The sequence below is a fragment of the Faecousia sp. genome (genome assembly GCF_048519415.1).
Taxonomy (GTDB): domain Bacteria; phylum Bacillota; class Clostridia; order Oscillospirales; family Oscillospiraceae; genus JAZOXB01.
Genome location: NZ_DBFZUT010000025.1, coordinates 1 through 3629, shown reverse-complemented (window position 1 = coordinate 3629; position 3629 = coordinate 1). Strand labels below are relative to the sequence as shown.

Annotated in this window: 4 protein-coding genes; all 4 read left to right on the top strand. The window is 58.5% G+C overall.

Annotated features, from left to right (window positions below; genetic code table 11):
- The coding region (locus ACMKFF_RS02975; RefSeq protein ID WP_419495975.1) for an ABC transporter permease at positions 1 to 433 on the top strand (433 nt) is incomplete at its 5' end.
- Between the two features lie 14 nt (positions 434 to 447).
- Positions 448 to 1440, top strand: coding sequence for an ABC transporter ATP-binding protein (locus tag ACMKFF_RS02970; RefSeq protein ID WP_367927757.1), 993 nt, complete (start codon positions 448 to 450; stop codon positions 1438 to 1440).
- Positions 1427 to 2962, top strand: coding sequence for an oligopeptide/dipeptide ABC transporter ATP-binding protein (locus ACMKFF_RS02965; protein ID WP_418468547.1), 1536 nt, complete (start codon positions 1427 to 1429; stop codon positions 2960 to 2962). Before ACMKFF_RS02970 ends, ACMKFF_RS02965 begins: the two co-directional genes overlap by 14 nt.
- A complete protein-coding gene (locus ACMKFF_RS02960; RefSeq protein WP_419495974.1) occupies positions 2955 to 3296 on the top strand; it encodes a hypothetical protein in 342 nt (113 codons plus the stop codon). Before ACMKFF_RS02965 ends, ACMKFF_RS02960 begins: the two co-directional genes overlap by 8 nt.
- The last annotated feature ends 333 nt before the right edge of the window (positions 3297 to 3629 follow it).

Genomic DNA, 3629 nt, shown 5'->3' with positions numbered 1-3629 from the left:
CTTCATCCTCATGGTCATCCTTGGCCTGCTGAGCTGGACCGGTCTGGCCCGTCTCGTCCGCGGTCAGATCCTTCTCGCCCGCGAGCAGGAGTATGTCACGGCCGCTAAGGCCATGGGTCTGCGCGAGTCCCGCATCGCATTCCGTCATATCCTGCCGAACATTGTCTCGGTCATCTTCGTCACGCTGACGCTCGACTTTGCGACCTGCATGCTGACGGAGTCCACGCTGAGCTACCTCGGCTTCGGCGTCACCTACCCGCGTCCGACATGGGGCAATATGCTCAACGGCGCAAACAACTCCACCGTCATCAAGAACTTCTGGTGGCGCTGGCTGTTCCCGGCGATCTTCCTTGCGATCACCTGTATCTGCATCAACATCGTCGGCGATACGCTCCGTGACGTCATGGATCCGAAGTCTGACCGCGATAAATAAGGGAGGGAAGAGATATGGCATTACTTGAATTAAAAGATTTGCATACTTTCTTCCGCACGAAGAAGGGTATTGTCAAGGCGGTCAACGGCGTTTCCTATTCCGTTGAGACCGGACGCACGCTCGGCGTTGTCGGCGAGTCCGGTTCCGGCAAGAGCGTCTCCGCCATGAGCATCCTGCAGCTTCTCGACGGCAACGGCTATATCGACAGCGGCGAGATCCTTTTCGAGGGCCGTGACCTCACGAAGCTCACCGAGAAGGAAATGTATTCCGTCCGCGGCAATGATATCTCCGTCATCTTCCAGGAGCCGATGACCAGCCTGAACCCGGTCTTCACCGTGTCCCGTCAGGTCAGCGAACCGTTCATTATCCATCAGGGCATGACGAAGAAGCAGGCTGCCGCAAAGGTCATTGAAATGCTGGCCGATGTCAAGATTCCGAATCCGCACATCGTCGCCAAGCAGTATCCGCATCAGCTGTCCGGCGGTATGCGTCAGCGTGTCATGATCGCCATGGCACTGGCCTGCAAGCCGAAGCTGCTCATCGCGGACGAGCCTACCACGGCTCTGGACGTTACGATCCAGGCGCAGATCCTGAAGCTCATGAACGATCTGAAGGAAGAGCACGGCACCTCGATCATCTTCATCACCCACGACCTCGGTGTTATCCGCCAGATCGCGGACGACGTGGCCGTTATGTACTGCGGTCAGGTCGTGGAGATGGCGCCCGCCGGTACAATCTTCATGGACGCTGAGTTCTCTCATCCCTACACCGAGGGCCTGATGAACTCCATTCCGCGCCTGAGCACCCCGACGCATACGCGTCTGGACGCCATCCCCGGCGCAGTGCCGCACCCCCTCAAGCTCCCGAAGGGCTGCAAGTTCGCCCCGCGCTGCAAATACGCCACGGAGCGCTGCCTCAATGAGGAGCCCGAGATGATTCACGTCAGCGAGACGCAGCAGGTTCGCTGCTTCTACCCGCGGAAGGAGGACCGGCATGGAAAGAAATAATGTTCTTCTCAAGATCACGGACCTGCGGCAGTATTTCCCGGTCGGCAAAAAGAAGGGCTTGTACGTCAAGGCGAACGACGGCATCAGCCTGAATATCTACGAAGGCGAAACGGTCGGCCTCGTCGGCGAGTCCGGCTGCGGCAAGTCCACGTTCGGACGCACGCTGCTGCAGCTCTACCGTCAGACCGACGGCAAGACGATGTACTATGGTGCGTCCCGTGATGAGCTGGCTCCCGAGTATATCGAAAAGACCATCCGCCATCTGCCCCACGGCCTGCATGAGCTGGCCGCGCTCGAAAAGAAGCGCGACGAGATGCAGAAGGTCTATGATGCTGCCGATGAGCAGAAGCGCCTGCACATGCACAACGATCTCACCGCTGCGAAGAAGGCTGCGAACGACGCCTATCTGAACATCGTGAATGTCATCGGCGGCTTTATCACCGCCAAGGACCTTGGCCCTGTCATGAAGATCTTCTCCGAGCGCCATGACCGCTGCTGCGATCTGCACAAGGCCATCGAGAAGCGCGCCCCCGTCAAGCTCAACTATGACGAGGAGGCCTTCAAGCTCTCGAAGCTCAAAGCGGGCGAGAGAGGCTATGACAGCCGCAAGGGCAAGCTTGACAAGCTGGCTGAGAAGGTCGCCGCGCATGACAAGCTCGTCGAGGCCGCCCGTGCCGAGATTGCAAAGGTCGACGCCCGCATCGACGCCATGCGTGCGAAGTACGCCGCCGACCCCGAGTTCCAGAAGCACGAGGCCCTGCTCGATAATGGCATCGACCTTGCGCGCCTGACCTATCCGGAGGTCCGTACCCTGCGCTGTCAGATGCAGTATATCTTCCAGGATCCGTATTCCTCCCTGAATCCCCGTATGACCGTCGCCAACATCATCGGCGAGGGCCTGCTGGCGCACAAGTACTGCAAGAAGGCCAACGAGCGTATGCATGAGGAGATCCTGCAGACCATGGAGGACTGCGGCCTGGCGCCCTACTTCCTGCATCGCTATCCGCATCAGTTCTCCGGCGGTCAGCGCCAGAGAATCGGCATTGCCCGCAGCCTTGCCGTGCATCCGAAGTTTGTCGTCTGCGACGAAGCCGTTTCGGCTCTGGACGTTTCCATCCAGTCGCAGATCATCAACCTGCTGCAGGACCTGAAGGAGCAGCAGCACCTGACCTACCTGTTCATCACGCACGATCTGTCGGTCGTTAAGTATATCTCCGACCGCATCGGCGTTATGTATCTGGGCAATCTCGTCGAGCTTGCCGACTCACAGGAGATCTTCGACCACCCGATGCATCCGTATACCGAGGCTCTGCTCGAATCCATCCCGACGACGGAGGAGAAGCGCGACCTGGCGGTGCTCGAGGGCGATATCCCCAGTCCGGTCAACCCGCCGAAGGGCTGCAAGTTCCACACGCGCTGCAAGTACTGCACCGAGATCTGCACCCACGTCGTCCCTGACTGGGAGGAGGTCACGCCGAACCACTTTGTAGCCTGCCACCACAAGCTGCACACCAATGAGTGAGCGCAAGACGGGCAGTGGGGAGCGTCAGGATGCCGAGCAGCCTGAGGCCGCCCAGCAGAACGAGCCGAAGGGAAGAACACTGAAGTTTCCGGAGCTGCCGGAGCGCCGCAGTCTGATGGGCGGCGTGATGTTCCGCAAAAAGCTCGCCCGGGCCCGCGCCTTCCAGAAGGAGCGCAGCGGTGAGTCCGAGGAAGCGCCGGAGGAGGGCATCCCGCTGGAAAAGCACGATGTCTCCACGATGATCTTTAGCGCCCTGTTTACGATTGTTCCGATCTGTCTGGGCATTCTGCTGCTGATGGGCTTCCTGCTCCTACTGATCTTCCGCGCCCTCTGATCCAAAATTCAACAAGCCGCTGCAAAATGTGCTCCATTTTGCAGCGGTTTTTTGCGCATTTGCGGCCGTTTGCAGGTTGACACACGGCTGGAATTACGCTTTAATAATGTATGAAGCACAGAAATGAGGAAACAGACTGCAGCCTGGCAGAAAAAGATCCGGAAGGACATTTTTCAACAAGCTGAAATACCCTAGGGAACCTCTGATTCAATTGCAAGAGCGGTCAGCGAGGGATTTTGTTCCAAATTGAGGTTTGGAAATTGCAGGAATACTTTGTGTACCCGCAAGGGGCATGCCGCATCCGTAAGGCGGCAAAGCCGCCAACGGCTGCGC